We start from the raw sequence: 16,803 nt of genomic DNA on the forward strand, positions 1-16,803 counted from the left end.
AGTACCAGCAAAAGGGCGGAAGCAGCCAAAAGGGTGCCTTTCATGCTCAATTTCGTGTTCATTTGTTTAATCATTGATTTAGCCCCTATTTGATTACCGCAAATTTGCCCACTTTCTCACCAACACCCGGGGCATCCACATGGTAGATGTACACCCCGTAGGAAAGTTCGAGATTGTCTTTGGTGAGCATATCCCAGATATAGCGGCCGTTATCGATTGAATTATTGACTTGAAGCGTCTGCACGAGGCGGCCGGATACGCTGAAGATGCGGATCGTAGCCTGCTGCGGAAGGTTCGTGAAGTGCAGCTGACGCACGCGGGTCTGATCGGCACCTGCCGGACGCGGCTCGCCCAAATGCGTACCGATGTACGGGTTAGGCACCACTCTGATATTTTCCATCTGATTGCGCGCGAGCTGATTATCAATACCCGGTATGTGCGATTCATTAATAGTGAATTCGAACACATCGTCGCTGGTAAACTCGCTGCTTTGGTTTAGGATGATCACATCACCCGGCTGCGCAGCGTAAGGCGCGTTTGCATCAAATGGCTCAAGTACAAGTTCCCATGCAAGCTCCTTCTCACCGGTAAGCGGGTTGGTTTCCTTGATGTAGATCAGGTCGCTGTCGGTGCGGCGCAGCTCATCGCGGTAAACAGCTGCAAAACCCGTGTGCCCGCGCTGTGCATCCGAAATTGCAGGATGTGGCAGGTAGCCGAATTCCACCAGCTCGTTGGTTTTGGCATTAAGGATACGGAAGTTGACATCACGGGCAGGCGCCTGCATTGTGAGCGAGCCGCGCTGTACCTGAACCGGCACAGAGCTGCTCTGCGTTAGAGCAGCATTGCGCCGTGTATCGAAGAATTCGATGCGGTAGTTCGAGGTGCTTCCGTTATGGCGGATGGCCCTGATGGTTGCAGGTACATTGGTTCCGGCACGGTTGGTCCAGCTGTTCATGCGCAGGCGGGTATTCGGCCGCTCTCCTGCTACAGATGAAGGCGCGAAAGCATCATTCACCACAATCATCTTCACACCGTCGAATACGGGCAGGTCTTCTCCCCGGAATTCTTCGCGCTCTTCAAAGATGATGCGATCATTCGTGGTGTCTGTCACATTGAAGCCGGTTGTCTGCCGCCAGGTTTGGCCGTTGGCCGTAATCTCTTCATCCTGAAACTCAATGCGGTAGGTGGTATTAACCCGAAGCTGCTGCGGGTCAAAAATGCTGGTAATGATTGTGCCGGTTGCGTTGCCGGTACCGCCTATGCGGTTTACCGAAATTTCGGCGGGGCCGGTATATCCGGCAGCCGGTCCGCCGGGAATCACCAGCTGAACGTTCTGTCCGGCTGTAAGGGAACCGTCAGGATTAATGCTGATATTCACCGGCGACTCAGAGGGTGCGATGTCGGCAATGGCCGCACCGCTGTTGTAAGCAGTTACCACATAATAGTACTGACGCCCGTTGATAACGTCGGTATCAACGAAATGCCGTTGCAGCCCACTGTCATTACCGAGGTAGAACTCCAGGCCGTTTATATCGATCGGGTGGTTTCCGGTGATGCCGTTGGCGAGGTCGAACTGCGCAATCGGCTGCAGGAACTGCAGGTTTCCGCGGCCGTCGGTAATGCGGCGGCTGTCAGCCAGTGCCGGATCGGTGGAGCGGTACACGCGATAGCCTTCAAAGTTACGGGGATTCACGCCGAGGCGATCGAGAAAGCGGTCGAAAACGGCTTCGGCTTCATCATCCCAATAGAGCACCACATTTCCGTCGCCGGGTACAGCGCGAAGCAGCGGCGGGGGCGGCGCGATGGCGAACTGATAGTTGGCATCGAAAGCCCGGAATGCATTTTCGAGCTGCTGCGTAACCAGCTCCTGATCAGCGGTGTTGGTTGAGGTACCTGTTTGGGCTACCGAAATTGCAATTGCAAAACGCTGAATGGAACCGGCACGAAGCTGGAAGAAGCTCGAGGTAATCATCTGATCGGTATCCTGTGTGGCGGGCGGAGCCGGCGGGAATAAGCCGGGAACCATATAGCGGCGCCAGATCTGACCGTCGTTAAATTCAAGGGAGCCTGCAGGAATAGAGGTAGCCGAGGTGATCCCAATGGCATCGGTTTCGCGAACGTCGGTTTTATCAATGTTTGGCTCGCCAGGGAAAGGTGTGAAGGCACCTGAACTCGGGAATCCGTCGCCTTCTCCCCTTGATCCGGTGTCTTCAACGCCGTCGATACCGACGTCGTCGCGCATGCGCCAGTCCTGATTATTGTCGAAGAAGTCTTCCCTCGATTCATCAATCATCGGAGCCGCCGTAAACTGATTCAGGTAGTAGCGGTCAAAGAAGGATTCCGGAAAAATAGGATTGCTGATTCTGCTGTACAGGTTCCGCAGGGATTCCTGATAGTCGTTGATGAGCTGTGCGAAATCAGAATCGTTTTGTATGCGGCGCTCAACCCAGCGGTCGGGGATAATCATACCGCGCTGAATCACGAGGCTGTCGGTCGGTACCCATTCGCCGTTTACTTCAGCCCATCCTACGGGATCAATACCGGGGTTGCCGGCATGCCCTTCGTAATATCCGCTCCAGAGGTAGTTAATGAAGCGAACCGGACGTGTAACCGGCTGCGACTGACCGGGCAGGAAGCGGGTGAGGGTGAGATGGTTGGGCTGGTTTTCATCAATAAGGCCGTTGAGGTCGTCGTCGATGAGGTTGCGGTGCCGCGCCTGAACGGTGTCTTCCCGTACCGTCATTCCGCCGGCTGGCAGCAGTACTTCGCGGGCTACATCGCGGGCATCGTAGGTAATCACGGTTACGTCGCCGGCTGCAGCGGGCGGGTACCGGAACAGGCGTCGGTTGCCTTCCTGATTGATGAGCACAATGGGATCGCCGGGCACAAGCTGACGGTCCGCAAACTGCTCGGCTGTAAATTGAGGAACTACTTCATTTGCCAGCACATCCCTGGAAGAAATGAATCCGCCGCCGTCAACAGTGAGGAGGCTGTAGAGATCCACATTTCCGGGATCGAACAGCGGACCGCCACCGAGATAGAAGTCACTGTCGCCGTCGTTATCGATACCGTCGATGTCGTTTCCGGGTGTTTCAAGGAAGCGTATAGCCGCAACCCCGATAGAAGTGCCGTCAAATTCAGGGGGCGACTGTGTCGGCAGGATGTCGGTGTAAAACGCAATGGAGCGCTCCTGATCAAAGAAAGGGAGGTCATTTTCCGGGGTACCGACCCAGTCGGCAGTCCAGAGCATGAACGAAACTTTATCATAGTCGAAGCGGCTGTCGTTGCGGATTTCAAACACATTGAAATGCACGCTGCTGATCAGGTTCTGCGTCCAGGCAAGAATCCGGGTATCCATAACGAGGCCAAGGCCGCCGCGGCTCGGATCTTCCGGATCGGGAAGCCAGCTGCCACCGGCAGAAAGCCGTGTGTACTGATCGTCGCCGGAGCGGTAATAGAACTCCTGATCGGCATTGAAGATATCTTTGCCGAAGAAGCCATTCCACTGGTTGGGCCATCCGGGATCGGACGGATCATCGAGCTTGTCGGGCCAGAAAGCCGGCCAGGTATTGCCCCGGGTTGAGCCCGGGCCCCGGTCACTTCGGGCAATTTCATCGGAATCCGGGTTGAAATAGCCCACAACCGGGTTTTTGGCCCAGCTGTCGCCGGTTTGCGGATTGGTACGGTAGTTAGGCGCCACAACTGCCTGAATCGTTTCACCGGTTACCTGATCAATAACTTCGGCACCTGTAAAAATAGAGACAAAATAGAGGTAGCGGCGGTTGGTATTTTTCGGAAACTCGAAGTAGAGCTCATCCACATTAGCATCGGTGGTTCGCCCTGAAAACCCGAAATTGTGGTAGGTCGCACGCAGGTTGTTGGCATCCAGAATAGATTTGCGCCGTTCTTCGAAAGAAGAGCGTTCATCGCTGGGGATGTTGCCGGTCTGAGCCTGTGCCCGCACGCCTTCAGCCGTGATGAGGCCTGCAAAAAGCAGGGCCGACATCAGAAGTAAGGATTGCTTAAGTGACATAATCCGTAGTGTTTTGGAAATCTTTTTCATTAGAATTGCATCGAAAAGCCGAACTGCACCCTGCGCGGTTCTGAGAATCGGGTCGGGTTTGCGTACCAGCCGGGATCGGCATCAGCAAGCGGGTTAAGCGGAAGGTCCGGGCTTCCGGTGTCATTAAATACCGAGTTAGGATTCCGTGCGTCAAAGATGTTATACACATTGAAGAACAGGCCCATGGTGTAGCCGCTCACCTGTACATTTTTGTACATGTTGAGATCAACGGTAAAGCTGACAGGCATCCGCAGGCTGTTGGTGATGATGTCTCCGGTGGAGGTGATACCTACGCTGCGCGGAACTGCTGAAGACGGCGTGTAGGGCAGTCCGCTGCTGAACCGCTGCACTATGTTGAAGCCCCAGGTATCGCGGGCATAGAAGAAGGATGAGTTCAGTACGTGTGTACGGTCCCAATTGGCATTGGTGAGGAAGCGTGCCAGGTTGCTGCCAGTCGTATCGCCGGAGGCAACGGCTGCGAAGAATTCGGCGGCAGGATCAGAGTTGGAATCTTCGGCTATCGAGAAGGTGTAATCGAGGCCAAAGCTCACCCGGCGGGTTACACGCTGATTGATGGCAGCAGTTATTCCGCGGATGTTCGCGTAATCGCGGTTAATCCAGGTACCGTAACGCACGCTCGGAATAGCCGTTGGTTTGATGGGGCCTGAGGAAACATAGTCGCGCTTATCCTCATAAAAAATGCTCAGGTCAAGCGCAGTACCGGTGAATATCTCCTGTTGAAGACCAAGCTCGTATTTCACACTCTGCTCAGGCCGAAGGTCCGGGTTACCGAACGGCCCCTGTGCACCGGAGATGTTCGCCAGGATGAGCTTATCGCCATTGTACAGGCGGGTGTAGTCGGGCACCTGGAAGAAGTAGCCGTACGAGAAGTGAATTACACCGCGGGTTGAAATGGGATATGCAATACCCAAACGCGGGCTAAACTGATATTTGGGGCTTGCTTCGGTCCAGAAATCGGGGCCGCGCTCGTCGTAGCGCTGTGTCAGGCGCGGCCGGTCAGAGGCGGGGATACGGCCGTTGGGCATAAAATAGTCGAAGCGAACACCGGCATTGATAATCAGGTTTTCATATTCGATACGATCCTGAATGTAAGCGCTGATGGTAAGCGGCTTGCGGGTCCATACTTCATGGCCGATCGTATTTTCGAGTGGAATACCCAGTTCAGGCAGGAATTCGCGGTCGAGCACATCCTGCGGGAAAGGTTCGAGGTCAGCACCTCCCGAAACGGGTACAAGGCCGAAGTTTCGGAAATTGAGCACATCAGCCTGAATATCGATACCAGCCTTCACAAAGTGCTGGTCGTTCACCTGATGGTTGTACTCAAACTTACCGATAATGGTGGTGGTGTTCCGGTTAAAAAAACCGTTATTGGTTCCGAAGCGTGAAAAACGGCCATCCTGCGGTTGTGCTGACTGCGGAAAATCGCCCGTACGCTCAAAGTTGAGGTAACGCGGGTCGTAGGGGTTGCCGAACAGATTGGTCTCAAACGCATTATAACGTACGGCGAGGTTGGTAGTCATGAACATGTTAGCCGTAGGCGTATAAGTGGTACGGAAATTCGCAAAATAGCTGTTCCGCTCAGTTTGCCGGTTGTTCGAAGCATTCAGGCGGCCGCTGTGGCTGTACCCCTGGCTGAACTCCTGGCTCCAGTTACCAATCAGGTTAAATCGGAGTTTATTTGTAGCATTCCACTGCAAATTGCCTTGAAAGCTGAGGGTCTCGAACGGATGCATGGAAACCATCGTACTGTCGCGGAAACCTTCATCGCGGTAGCGGATAAACTCGCCGTCGTTTTCGATAATATTGATCCAGGGATCATCAGGGTTGATGAAATGACCGTAGCGGTTAACCGGGTTGCTAACCGGCACTTCGTTGTAGCCGCGCTCCCAGGTAAAATTACCGGCTTCATCCTGAAGCGGCACAATAGGCCCCTGCGGGGAAAAAGCGTTGTAGCCGTACAGCCAGCCTTCGTTACGGAAACGGCGGCCGGTCACAAAGAAGGTGAGTTTATCGCGGATGATGGGTCCGGAAAGACTTCCCTCAATATTATACTGATGCAGCGGGTCGATTTCCGAAAATGTGCCCGGTGCGCCGGGGTACAGGCCCGTACGGCTTGTAGCATATTCACCGCCCCAAATCCGTACACCTCCCTGCCAGTTATTGGTACCGGTACGGGTTGCAATATTGATGATACCGGAGGTAGCCTGCCCGTACTCAGCGTTGAACGCTCCGGATATAACCTGAAGCTCCTCAATCGCCTGATTATCAACACGCAGGCCCTGCCCGCGGTCGAAATCATCAGAAACGCGCACACCATCTACAATGTAGGCAACCTCTGAAGAACGGCCGCCGCGAATGTGAATGCTGCCACCCGGCCCGACCGTAACACCGGCCTGAAGCGATACGATATCACCTACTTCCTGAACGGGAAGGCGCTCGATATCCTGCCGGCTCACGCGCGACTCCGTACTTGTGAGATCACGGATAACCACATCACGGGTTGCTCTTACAACAACTTCTTCACCCTCAAGTACTGATTCAGAAAGCTGCATGTCGATCACGGTGTTCAGATCGGTTCTGACCAAAACATCCTCAACAATCTGCGTGGTATAGCCGATGTAGCGAAACTCAAGGGTGTAGGTACCCGGTCGCACATTTAAAATCCGGTAATTTCCGTCGAAGTCGGTGGTCGTACCCTGGGTTGTACCCTGAATAATGACCTGAGCCCCGATAATCGGTTCGCCATCCCTCGCATCCGTAACCGTACCGGTAATCCGGCCGGCCTGTGCGTGCAGACTCTCGGCTGCAAACAGGAATACGAAAACGGCGAACAGTAATTTCGTAACGTTATTCATATTGTTGTCTTATAATTGTATGGGTATCGAAAGCAATCTGTCGGTGTAAACAGTGGCGTTGAACTGCTCACGTGCTTCACCGATTATCTGTATTTTTAACTGATCTTTGGCTTCAGCACGCAGCGCCCGCTCAACAAGCGGAATGGCCTCTTCAAAAGACAGCTGCCTGGGTTCGATTCTTCCCAGGCATTTAAAGATGTGAAAGCGGGCACCGGTTATCTGAAAAGGGCCTGCATATTCGCCCGGCTGAATGCTCACCAGCGAAGGTGCCATCATACCGAACTGATTAATGGGAATGAAGCCGAGCCGGCCCATGTTTTCACGGGCAGCAGGGTCGGCCGTGTATTGCCGCAAAACATCCTCAAAATTGCGGCCACTCTGAAGCGCTTCCCAGACCTGATCGGCAGCAGCTTCGCTTGTTACCACAATTTCGGCCATATCAAGCTGAAGCGGCTCAACATAGAGGCCGGTATTCCGGCGGTATTCTTCACGAATATCGGCCTCAGTCACCTGTACCAGGGTTTCGAGGTACTCGTCAAACATCTGGTTCAGGTAATTGTAGAAGGTTTCGTCGGCCGTGCGCTGTACATAGCGGGCGTTGTAATCAGGGTGCGTTCGGGCCTGCTCCATAGCCATGGCGCGGTAGGCCATCGCCTTCACCTGAGCGGTAAAATCATGCACATTGCGGGCCTCGCGGCGCTGGCTGAAGGTGGTAAAAAAACCTTCCCGCAGGAAATCATCGGCCGTAAACACAAAATCCCCGTGCGTAACCAGGGTTTGGCCTGCCACATCGGGGGAGAGCCGTACTTCAAGCCGGCTAAGCTCCGGGTTAAATTCGAGATACGCATCAGGATCATTGCGAACATCTTCCCAGAGGCGCTGCATTAAGTCAGGATCATATTCGAATGTATCAATTGTATTTCTGAGATGATTTCGGACGGCAAGTTCCGATTTTTGATCCCGTGCTATTGCCGCAATCTCATTGCGGCGGTTAGCGAACTGCGTTTCGGTGATCACGGGCGTAGTTACGATATCCGTTACCTTAATGATTGAAAAGCCGCGGCTGGTTTGTACCGGCCCAGATACTTCACCGATTTCCATGCGAAACGCCTGATCTTCGAAGGAAATATCCATGTCATCAAGGGTGAAGAAACCGAGATCACCTCCAGTTCGCGCAAGCTCCGGGTTTTGAAATACGGATGCTGCAAGTTCACTAAAATCATGACCTTGTTGCAGTAGTGCAAAGAGAGAATCAGCTTCCCTACGGTTTCTTGCAAATAAATGAGAAGCCCGAACACTGGTGTTTGCCCGGTAGAAAAGCTCGCGCAGGTCATTATCATCAATTGTAAGCCTGTCAAGAATGAAGCGGCGCTCAAATTCTTCCATAACAGCTTTGCGCTCAATCATTTCACGCATGTGGTTTACATCGGGCTCGTTGTGCCACTCCTGCGCCATCGCATATTCCACAATTACATAGCGGTTCAGGCGCTGATTAAGCACGGCTTCCATCACATCGGGGCTGAGGTTCATGCCGTAGCCGGCACGGGCATTAAACCGCTGTAGCTCATTTAGGAAATGGGTTTGAGTAATTTCGTAACTGCCAACCGAGGCCAGAATCTGTTCTGCATCAGGCTGTGTGTCTTTGGGGGAACACCCGGAAACACCGATGAAAAGCAGAAGCAGGCAGGAAATGAAAAGCAGTTTAATTACAAAAAATTTATATCTGAGTTGGCTGATGGCCATAAATACGACAAGCGATTAAGAAATCAAATATGATTAAAACTGAACCTAAAAACCCGTTGCTGATACCTGTACCACTTTTGGGAGTTAGTAAATAATCGGGCAGCCGAAGCATCTGTAATGCTGTAGGGGGATTAAGTTCATCTGGTATTGCATCAGGCAGTTCAGTCGGGCGGGATGGCCAGGCTGAAAGGGTACATGCACGATTCAAAAATAGTGAAAGCGCTTACATTTTCAAACTAAAAACTTCTCTTTTTTGGCTTCGCACAAGCCTAAGAAAAATAATCTAATATCGAACCTTTATTTTAACACAGCTGCCGTAAACTTCTGATTTTACAATGTTGAGACAGCAGCATGCCGTTTTGAGGCCTCTTTCCCTGAAAGCAGAAAAGCCCGGTATCAGTGCGATACCGGGCTTTCAGTTTTATAAAAAAAGGCGCGTTTCAGACGTGCTGCGTTTCTTTACGGCCAAACCGCTTAATGATGTAATCGTCGAGCATGCCGCGGAACTCACGACCGATATGATCGCCGGTGAGGGTAACCCGGTGCTCGCCGTCCACATAAACCGGGGCCTTGGGTTCTTCGAAGGTACCGGGCAGAGAAATGCCGATATCGGCATATTTAGACTCACCCGGGCCGTTTACAACGCAACCCATTACAGCTACGTGCATATCCTCAACACCGGGGTACACATCCCGCCAAATAGGCATCATTTCGCGGATGTACCCCTGAATTTCGTCGGCGAGCTGCTGAAAGTAGGTGCTTTTGGTGCGGCCGCAGCCAGGGCAGGCCGTAACCTGCGGGATGAAATTCCGGATGCCAAGCGATTGCAGAATCTGCTGACCGACCCGCACCTCTTCGGCGCGATCGCCACCGGGCATGGGTGTAAGTGAAATGCGGATGGTGTCGCCAATGCCTTCATTCAGCAAAATACCAAGGGCCGCTGAGCTTGCCACTATGCCTTTCATCCCCATTCCCGCTTCTGTAAGCCCAAGATGCAGCGGGTGATCTGATACGGCCGCCATGCGCCGGTAAATGGTGATCAGATCCTGCACGCCGGACATTTTGCAGCTGATGATGATTTTGTCCTTCGCCAGGCCCACATCCTGCGCCAGCTGTGATGAACGCACCGCACTTTCGATGATGGTATCCATCATTACTTCCTTTGATTCTTTGGGTACTGGCAGCAGGCTGTTCTCGTCCATTTTCTGAGCAAGCAGCTGCTGATCCAGAGAGCCCCAGTTCACCCCAATACGCACCGGCTTGTTGTAACGGACGGCCTGTTCCACAATGGTGCAGAAATTTTTGTCGCGCCCGCGGGTGCCGGTATTGCCGGGGTTAATCCTGAACTTGGATAAAGCCTGCGCGCAATCAGGAAACTCTGTAAGCAGCACATGCCCGTTGTAATGGAAATCGCCAACGAGGGGCGTGTCTACATTTTTTTTGATCAGCTTCTCCTTTATATAGGGTACCGCTTTGGCTGCTTCCTTGTTGTTTACGGTGATGCGCACGATTTCTGAACCGGCATCCGAAAGTTCGGCTACCTGTTTAACGGTGTCGTCGATATCAGCGGTGTCGGTATTGGTCATGCTTTGTACTACAACGGGGGCACTTCCGCCAATGGCGACCTCCCCGACCATTACCTGTAAAGATTTTCTTCTGTTGATGGAAATCATGCGCGGATTAATTTGAATATTCGGAAATAAAAAGCGGGTAAACAACGGATGCCGGTTTCGCCGGGTAAACAGATGGCGAAACCATGAGCGTGTAACTCTCAGGGCACCATAACAAAAAGGCGTGCTGATTGGTTCTGAAAACAGCTGAATTAGTTTCGGCGGCTGAGTTCAAACAAGGTGCGTTTTTCTTCAGCAGAAAGACCGTCGTAGCCGTTTTTGGAAATTTTTTCGAGTATGCGGTCGAGCTCATCCTGTTCTACTTCATCGAGAATTTCGGCGTCATCCACGGCATACAGCTTTGATTTTTTGCCGGCACCGGCCGGACCCCGCATTTCAGGGGCTTTCTTTTTGGGCCTGAGTTTTTCACCGATAGCTGTAAGCCAGGCGTCGTAGTTGTAGCCGCGGTACCACATTTTGAGCAGTACAAACCCCCAGAACGCGCCGCCAAGGTGAACGATACGGGCGATGTTATCTGAGGCCGAAAGGAAGAGGATGTCAATGCCAATTAAACCGGCTACAATAAAACGGGCTTCGATAGGCGGAAAGAAGATAAGCATCAGCTTATACCTCGGGAACAGCATCGCAAAGGCAACCATTATGCCGAAAACCGCGCCCGATGCACCGATGGTGGGAATGAGTGCCCCGCCGAAAACGGACGTAACCACGGTATTCACCAGCGCGCCCCCGATTCCGGAGCCGAAATAAATCGTGAGAAAGTTCTTGGTGCCGATGTGGTCTTCCACAATTCTCCCCAAAAACCACAGCCAGAGCATGTTAAACAGCAGATGGAAAATGCCCCCGTGCAGAAACATGTAGGTTACCAGGCGCCAGGGCTGCGTAAAGGTGAGATACGGTTCAGAAAAAAATCCAAAATTCTGATTCAGGAAAATACTGAAGCCGCGCCCGCCCAGCATTCCGATCACAAATACCGCAACGTTGATGGTAATGATCCATCTGATGCCCGGCGGCATCATCAGCCAGCCCCGTTTAAATGCCTGCCCGAAAGAATCCTGCTGATACATAGGGGTTACTCCAGATCGGTTGGTAATTTCCAGATGCGGATTAGTACAAAGCCGACAATCATTCCGCCGAGGTGGGCAAAGTGCGCGATTCCGGTCTGCAGGTTGGATATGCCCATCATCAGCTCAAACACGCCATAAATAATCACAAAATATTTGGCCGGTATGCCTACGGGTATCAGCAGCATATAGATACGCCGGTTGGGAAACATCAGCCCGAAAGCGAGCAGAATGGCGAATACACCGCCGGAAGCTCCGATTACGGGGCTGCCGGTTGTTATCATGTGGATGATGGCCGCCCCAACTCCCGCTGCAAAATAATACAGGGCGAAGGTTTTGGTACCCCAAACCGATTCGATGGCGGTTCCGAAAATCCACAGGGCGAACATGTTGAAAAAAATATGAAACATGCCGCCGTGCAGAAACATGTATGTAATCAGCTGCCAGGGCCGGAACATGCCGCTTTCAATCGGGAAAAGGGCAAAATTGAAGAAAAGCAAATTTTGCAGGGCCGGCGTGTTCAGCGCCAGAAAAGTTAGCCCGTTTATAATAAGCAGGTGTTTTACAGCCGGCGTAAAAGCGGAAGTCTGATAATAATTCAATCTCTCGGGGATTGTGGTTTAACTGTCGTTTTTCTTAATCCGGTAATATACGTTTATTCCGCCTAAAGTGACGCCCGGAATTCCCTGACCGGGGTAGGAGGTGTCGCCGCACTGATAAATTCCGGGGAAGGGCGCCTCGGTTTGGGGCCAGTCAACCAGGGAGCGGCTCATGCTCTGCGGGATGCCTCCCACGCGCCCGTCTTTGCGGTAAACCCAGTTTTGCCAGGTAACCGGCGTAGCAGGGAAAGCCATCTTAACGCCTGACTCTTTAAAGCCGGGGAAGTTTCTGCTGAGGAAATCGAGTATGAAGTCCTGCACGCGGGTTTTGGTGGCTTCGTAGCTCTCTCCCATTTCGAACCATTTACGGGTTGGCGTGTGGCAGGAAATGTTCAGGGCCCGCTCGCCCTCCGGCGCACGGGAGGTATCTCCCCTTGCCGACATCGAGACAAATACAGAACCGGCTTCGGTTTCGGGCATTTGCTCGCCGGCTGGCAGATGCAGTTGGTGGTGAAGAGTGAGATGCTGATCGTAGGCATCGCCTGTAACAACCCCCATAGTGAATGCCCCCCATGCTTCATCGTAGCGTTCCGACTCTTTTTCGTAGTATAGACCCAGTTCGCCAGTTGAAATCTCTTTCATATTCCAGATAGGAATATTGGAAACAATTTTTCCGGCGAAATAGCGCTCTCCATTGTCGGTTTCTGCTACGTAGCCCCCGCGCTCATGCTCAGAAAGGCGGATTACTTTCCTGCGGGTTTTGAGCTCACCGCCCGATTGTACCAGGTGCTTTTCCAGCTGCCGCACCATATTCAGCAGGCCGCCGGGCACATAGTAATTGGCATATGAGGTGTAGGTTATGCCTGCTGCCCCAAAAATGAAGGGCGTTTCGTGCGCTTTGGCCTGTGCAGTAATCATGAGCTGCTCATCAATAAACCGGCGGAAAACCGGGGTATCTACCTCAAACTTTTGCATCACAGATGCCATGCTCTGAAAGGCATAGCGAAGCACAGGAGCATCAGTCGGGTTGTTGTTGATGGCGAGCTGAAGCCAGTCAGCAGCCCTCTTGGGCGGGAAAAACACGTTGCGCTTCGATACTTTCCAGACGGTATCGGCTACATGAAAGGCTTCATCCCAAAAAGCTTTTTGATTGCTTCGCGGTATTTCGGGGAATGCACGTACAGATTCCTCAAGCCAGGCCTGCCGGTTTTTATAACGGATAATATGCTGCCCGCCAAGGTGTACCGTCATGGAGGGGTTTATTTCCTGCTTTTTTAGCCTGATGCCAAGCTCTTCTTCAAGGGTGCGCAGCGGCTGGTTTTCGTCGAACCCGATAAGTGTGGTGGCCCCGCTTTCAAAAACGTAGCCTTTTCTTTTGTAGGATGAGCTGCACCCGCCCGGCACATGCGCAGCTTCAAGCACGGTTACTTTGTAGCCATCTTTGGCAAGCATACAGGCAGCACTCATGCCGCCCATGCCGGAACCGATTACAATAATGTCTGTTCTAAAAGTCTTGGATGATTTCATGCCGGAGATAACAGCAAACACTGTTAAGGCGTTTCTGAAAATTAACTGCCCGATGATTTACCCAAAGTACTTCGCACCAAACTCAAAATGAATCATTTTGGTGGTATGCAGCAGTTTAATGTTTTATGTAAGCTTATATTTATCAGCGCTCTGCGTACCATATGGCTGGCTTTTTATCAAGGAAGGACTTAATACCGTACTGACAGTCATCACTGCCGCGGGCTTTTGCATTGAGTACAACTGCCTCCTCCAGAGCTTCATTAAAAGAAATCTCGTTTACCCTGCCGATCAGTTTTTTGGTGAGCGCCATGGCCTCACCGCTGCATTTATGAATCAACCCGTAAATCAGGTGATGCACGGTCTGCTGATAGTTTTCAAGCGTAACGGCTTCGCTGATAAGGCCGATGCGGGCTGCCTGCCGGGCATCGATAAGGCTTCCGGTGAGTAATAAATTCCTGGCGTGTGTTTCCCCGACCTTGCGCACCAAAAACTGCGCTACGATGGCCGGCACAAAACCAATGCGGGTTTCAGTGTAACCGAATTTAGCGTTTTCAGCAGCAATGGTGATGTCGCAAACAGAAGCAAGGCCGCATCCGCCGGCAATGGCATGCCCGTGCACAGCGGCTACAACAGGCTTTGGCCCTTCATGAATGATGCGAAAGAGTTCGGCAAGGTGCCGGGAATCCTTGAGATTTTCTTCGTAGGTGGCATCCTGCAGATTTTTCAGCATCTCAAGATCGGCACCGGCACAAAATACATCACCCTCTCCCCTCAGTTTTATGACTTTAACACTGTCGTTTGCAAAAAAATCGGTAAAGGCCGCTTTAAGGGCCCCAACCATTTCAAAATTTAGTGCATTGCGTTTTTCAGGCCGGTTGAGGCTGATGGTTCCAAGCCCCTGATTAATATCCGTGAGAATCATATATAATCGAAATAAGTCGAATCTGTTAGTAATGGCTTTCGGGTTGAGACAGCTGCTAAAATAAGTTGTTTTCCGGAAGTGAAATGTTCAAAAATGTGAAGGATAATACCCGGCGCTAACCACTGGCAGTTTAAAAAAAAGCGGATCGCTTTTCAGGGCGACCCGCTTGTGTTCAAACTTTTCATCTACTAACTAACTACTATAATAGCAATTCTGCTGTGCCTCAGTGAGGGCGTTCCGGTGCAAGGCTGAAGTGCTCAGGAGAGCGCCACAGACCGGAAACGAGCAGCTCGCGCATGAAGAAAATTTCTTTCGGCAGCTTATCATAAAGCTTGCTGAAGAGTTCTTCATGGCCAAGAAGTTCTTCTTTCCATACTTCGGTATCGATATCCATCACCTCGTTGAACTGCTCTTCGCTAAAATCAAGGCCTCTCCAGTCGAGGTCTTCGTAGCGGGGCATCCAGCCGAGCGGGCTTTCAACGGCTGAGGTTTCACCTTTAACGCGTTCCACAATCCAGCGGAGTACGCGCATGTTTTCCCCAAAACCAGGCCATGCAAATTTGCCGTCGGCATTTTTGCGGAACCAGTTAACCCCGAAGATACGCGGAGGGTTGTTGATTTCGCGGCCAAGCTGCAGCCAGTGGTTGATGTAATCGCCCATATGGTAGCCGGCGAAGGGCAGCTGCGCGAAAGGATCGCGGCGAACTTTACCCATGGTACCGAAGGCAGCGGCTGTCATTTCAGAGCCCATGGTAGCTGCGAGGTAAACCCCGAAGTTCCAGTTGAAGGCCTGATAAACGAGAGGCACTGTAGAAGCACGGCGGCCGCCGAAAATGAAGGCGCTGATAGGCACACCGGCAGGATCTTCCCAGGCGGGGTCGATAGAAGGGCACTGCGCAGCAGGTGCCGTAAAGCGTGCGTTAGGATGCGCAGCAGGCTTGCCGCTTGCAGGATCGTAACGGTTGCCCTGCCAGTCGGTCATGTTGGCCGGCGCTTCTTTGGTTTTCTCTTCCCACCATACTTCGCCATCGTCGGTAAGGCCGCAGTTGGTGTAAATAGTGTTGGACTTGATGCTTTCCATCGCGTTCGGGTTGGTTGCGTAGTTGGTACCAGGGGCAACACCGAAGAAACCGGCTTCAGGATTGATGGCATAGAGCTTGCCATCTTTACCGGGCTTAATCCAGGCAATATCATCGCCGATGGTAGTCACTTTCCAGCCGTCCATTTCTTTAGGCGGGATAAGCATCGCGAAATTTGTTTTACCGCATGCGCTTGGGAAAGCGGCGGCTACATAAGTTTTTTCACCTTCAGGTGATTCTACACCGAGAATGAGCATGTGCTCAGCCAGCCAGCCGTTGTCGCGGGCCATGGTAGAGGCAATACGAAGAGCAAAGCACTTCTTGCCAAGCAGGGCGTTTCCGCCGTAACCGGAACCGTATGACTGAATCAGTTTCTCTTCGGGGTAATGTACAATGTACTTGGTAGTGGGGTTACATGGCCATGGCACATCTTCCTGCCCTTCCTCGAGAGGTGCGCCAACAGAGTGTACACACTTCACATACTCGCCGTCTTCGCCGAGAACATTAATTACATCACGGCCCATGCGGGTCATGATGCGCATGTTTACAACTACATATTCTGAGTCGGTAATTTCGATACCGATTTCAGCAATATCAGAACCAATCGGGCCCATGCTGAAAGGAATCACATACATGGTGCGGCCTTTCATACAGCCGTCGTAAAGCCCCTGAAGGGTCTCTTTCATTTTGGCAGGATCTTCCCAGTTGTTGGTAGGTCCGGCATCTTCCTTGCGGCGGCTGCAAATGTATGTTCTGTCTTCTACCCGTGCAACATCACTCGGATCAGAGAATGCAGCATAAGAATTAGGGTGTTTTTCTTCATTCAGTTTCTTAAAAGTGCCGCCCTTAACCAAGCGGTCGATCATCACATCATTTTCTTCTTCAGAACCATCACACCAGTGAACACTGTCTGGCTTAAGTAGTGCGGCCATTTCTTCGACCCATGCTACCAGTTCTTTATGTTTTACTTCATTCCTATAGCTCATAAATTTTACTCCGCTTTTTTGCGTCTGAAATAACAGAATTATGATTTTGGTTGATTGCCAGCTTCATGGTAAACAGCCCTGAGTGACAACGCCTCTAATATATGAAGGGGAAGTATCTAATTCAAACCTTGATATTAGAATATTGTTACCAATATTAGCTTGTTACCTTTTTGCGTGCGTTACATTTCAAAAAAGCGCTTTTATTTCTGATATACAAATTTGAATTGTTTATTTAGTGTTAAGAAGAGGTATGAACAATCGCTATACACTTTGCTGATAAACACAATTTTGTTATATACTTATCAGGCTGTTTTTG

Annotated in this window: 9 protein-coding genes; all 9 read right to left on the reverse strand. The window is 51.7% G+C overall.

What is annotated here, in order from left to right; all coding sequences use genetic code 11:
* Positions 1-85 precede the first annotated feature (85 nt).
* Entirely contained in the window at positions 86-4,033 is a 3,948-nt protein-coding gene (locus LAT75_RS01935) for a T9SS type A sorting domain-containing protein (RefSeq protein ID WP_291480931.1), read from the reverse strand.
* Positions 4,034-4,062: 29 nt separating this feature from the next.
* Positions 4,063-6,939, reverse strand: coding sequence for a TonB-dependent receptor (locus LAT75_RS01940; protein WP_291480932.1), 2,877 nt, complete (start codon positions 6,937-6,939; stop codon positions 4,063-4,065).
* A 9-nt stretch (positions 6,940-6,948) separates the two neighbouring features.
* Positions 6,949-8,682 carry a peptidylprolyl isomerase gene (locus tag LAT75_RS01945; protein ID WP_291480933.1) on the reverse strand — a complete coding sequence of 578 codons (1,734 nt, stop codon included), beginning with the start codon at positions 8,680-8,682 and terminating at the stop codon, positions 6,949-6,951.
* 440 nt (positions 8,683-9,122) lie between these two features.
* Positions 9,123-10,355, reverse strand: coding sequence for a flavodoxin-dependent (E)-4-hydroxy-3-methylbut-2-enyl-diphosphate synthase (gene ispG, locus LAT75_RS01950; RefSeq protein ID WP_291480934.1), 1,233 nt, complete (start codon positions 10,353-10,355; stop codon positions 9,123-9,125).
* Between the two features lie 149 nt (positions 10,356-10,504).
* A complete protein-coding gene (locus tag LAT75_RS01955; RefSeq protein ID WP_291480935.1) occupies positions 10,505-11,377 on the reverse strand; it encodes a rhomboid family intramembrane serine protease in 873 nt (290 codons plus the stop codon).
* A gap of 5 nt (positions 11,378-11,382) precedes the next feature.
* Positions 11,383-11,976, reverse strand: coding sequence for a rhomboid family intramembrane serine protease (locus LAT75_RS01960; protein WP_291480936.1), 594 nt, complete (start codon positions 11,974-11,976; stop codon positions 11,383-11,385).
* Positions 11,977-11,994: 18 nt separating this feature from the next.
* Positions 11,995-13,500, reverse strand: coding sequence for an NAD(P)/FAD-dependent oxidoreductase (locus LAT75_RS01965; RefSeq protein WP_291480937.1), 1,506 nt, complete (start codon positions 13,498-13,500; stop codon positions 11,995-11,997).
* Between the two features lie 142 nt (positions 13,501-13,642).
* The gene (locus tag LAT75_RS01970; RefSeq protein WP_291480938.1) at positions 13,643-14,422 is read right to left on the reverse strand and encodes an enoyl-CoA hydratase-related protein; all 780 of its coding nucleotides are present in this window, start codon (positions 14,420-14,422) and stop codon (positions 13,643-13,645) included.
* A 223-nt stretch (positions 14,423-14,645) separates the two neighbouring features.
* Complete coding sequence (locus tag LAT75_RS01975) at positions 14,646-16,487, reverse strand: phosphoenolpyruvate carboxykinase (GTP) (RefSeq protein WP_291480939.1); 1,842 nt, start codon at positions 16,485-16,487, stop codon at positions 14,646-14,648.
* Positions 16,488-16,803: the final 316 nt, after the last annotated feature.

Source organism: Cyclonatronum sp. (genome assembly GCF_022565315.1).
In the GTDB taxonomy this organism is placed as follows: domain Bacteria; phylum Bacteroidota; class Rhodothermia; order Balneolales; family Cyclonatronaceae; genus Cyclonatronum.

Coding starts and splice junctions, on each gene's coding strand:
- LAT75_RS01975 (WP_291480939.1), bottom strand. CDS start 16,487: ATGAGCTATAGGAATGAAGTAAAACATAAAGAACTGGTAGCATGGGTC.
- LAT75_RS01935 (WP_291480931.1), bottom strand. CDS start 4,033: ATGTCACTTAAGCAATCCTTACTTCTGATGTCGGCCCTGCTTTTTGCA.
- ispG (WP_291480934.1), bottom strand. CDS start 10,355: ATGATTTCCATCAACAGAAGAAAATCTTTACAGGTAATGGTCGGGGAG.
- LAT75_RS01955 (WP_291480935.1), bottom strand. CDS start 11,377: ATGTATCAGCAGGATTCTTTCGGGCAGGCATTTAAACGGGGCTGGCTG.
- LAT75_RS01965 (WP_291480937.1), bottom strand. CDS start 13,500: ATGAAATCATCCAAGACTTTTAGAACAGACATTATTGTAATCGGTTCC.
- LAT75_RS01940 (WP_291480932.1), bottom strand. CDS start 6,939: ATGAATAACGTTACGAAATTACTGTTCGCCGTTTTCGTATTCCTGTTT.
- LAT75_RS01970 (WP_291480938.1), bottom strand. CDS start 14,422: ATGATTCTCACGGATATTAATCAGGGGCTTGGAACCATCAGCCTCAAC.
- LAT75_RS01945 (WP_291480933.1), bottom strand. CDS start 8,682: ATGGCCATCAGCCAACTCAGATATAAATTTTTTGTAATTAAACTGCTT.